The sequence below is a fragment of the Glutamicibacter sp. AGC84 genome (assembly GCF_053543575.1).
Genome location: NZ_JBLVOC010000020.1, coordinates 79,193 through 80,501 on the forward strand (window position 1 = coordinate 79,193; position 1,309 = coordinate 80,501).

At 59.5% G+C, this 1,309-nt stretch carries 2 protein-coding genes; one reads left to right on the top strand and one right to left on the bottom strand.

The window, feature by feature from the left end; all coding sequences use genetic code 11:
* The first annotated feature begins 202 nt into the window (after positions 1-202).
* Positions 203-589, top strand: a complete 387-nt coding sequence (locus ACNPN0_RS12665) for a VOC family protein (protein ID WP_448938593.1) — start codon at positions 203-205, stop codon at positions 587-589.
* A gap of 6 nt (positions 590-595) precedes the next feature.
* On the opposite strand, the gene ACNPN0_RS12670 is transcribed toward ACNPN0_RS12665, so the two are convergent.
* Positions 596-1,171, bottom strand: coding sequence for a dihydrofolate reductase family protein (locus ACNPN0_RS12670; RefSeq protein ID WP_105657744.1), 576 nt, complete (start codon positions 1,169-1,171; stop codon positions 596-598).
* Between the last annotated feature and the right edge of the window lie 138 nt (positions 1,172-1,309).

Genomic DNA, 1,309 nt, shown 5'->3' on the forward strand with positions numbered 1-1,309 from the left:
CGGGGCACCCCACTTCTTGCTTTAAAAACTGCGGTTGTGGAGAAGTGCCGAAGCGCAGTGCTATGCTCGATGGCGATGAAGACCAGTCAGGCCGCATGCGGCCACTCCCGGAACGGCAAACTGGTCGTTCCCTGATCCGCGGCCCTCCCGTGCCAGATGCATTCCACCAAAGAACAGCACATCTGAACCACGAAAGGGAGACATGACCGCACAGTTCAACCACACCATCATCGCTTCACTCGACCCGCAAGGCATGGCAAAGTTCTATCTTGAGTTGCTCGAAGCCCGCGCGGAATCAAGCTGGGGACCATTTACCAACATCAGCCTGGCCCACGGGGTGCTGCTTCAATTCGCTGCACCACCGATGGACTTCCCAGCGCAGCACTATGCCTACCTGCTCGATGACGAGCATTTCGACCGCGCCTACGCGACTATCCGCGAGGGGAAAATGGAGCATTGGGCCGATCCCCAACGGCAGCTGCCAGGGCAGATTAATCATGAACACGGCGGCCGGGGAGTCTATCTGCTTGATCCTTCCGGGCACTACCTGGAATTGATCACCCGGCCTTACCTGCCCGCAGCCAGCTAGGACCAGCTAGCGCTGAACCTTGAACACGTTCTTCTGGATGCCGTTGGAGTAGACCTGCGAATCAATAAGGGCCAGCTTCTGCGCGTCCAGGCTCGCGTCGCTGAAAAGGCGCTTGCCTGCACCAAGCAAAACCGGGAAGACCAGCAGGTTGTACTGGTCGATGAGCTGATGTTCTTGCAGCGAGTGGACCATCGTTGCCGAACCATGGATACTGATCGGGCCGCCGTCGCCGGCTCTAAGCCGCGCCACATCGGCGACAGACCGCAAGATCGCAGTCTCGCCCCAGTTCCCGGCCAAGTCCTTCTCCCTCAAGGTAGTGGAGAGCACGTACTTGGGCATCGCGTTGTACTGCGGGAACTGCTCGGTCATCGAGGGCCACACCGCACAGAAGGCCTCGTAGCTGTGCCGGCCCAAGAGCATGGCGCTGGCTTCTTCTTGCTCGGCGCCCTTCAGTTCGTAGGCGGCGGGGTCGAACTCGACCGAGTTCATCGTCCAGCCTGAATTGCGGTAGCCGGGTTCGCCGCCCGGGGCTTGGACGACACCGTCCAAGGAGACGAAGGAAGTGGCGATCAGGGTGCGCATGGGAAGGGATCCTTTGCTCGTGGCAAGTACCGTCAGTTGCCTCCGACATGAGGCGGTACTTGAGCTTAACGAACATGTCAGGACCGAAGCAATGGCTCTGAGCCAATTCTTTCGGGGTTAAAGACCACTGGGGGGGTT

Coding starts and splice junctions, on each gene's coding strand:
- ACNPN0_RS12670 (WP_105657744.1), bottom strand. CDS start 1,171: ATGCGCACCCTGATCGCCACTTCCTTCGTCTCCTTGGACGGTGTCGTC.
- ACNPN0_RS12665 (WP_448938593.1), top strand. CDS start 203: ATGACCGCACAGTTCAACCACACCATCATCGCTTCACTCGACCCGCAA.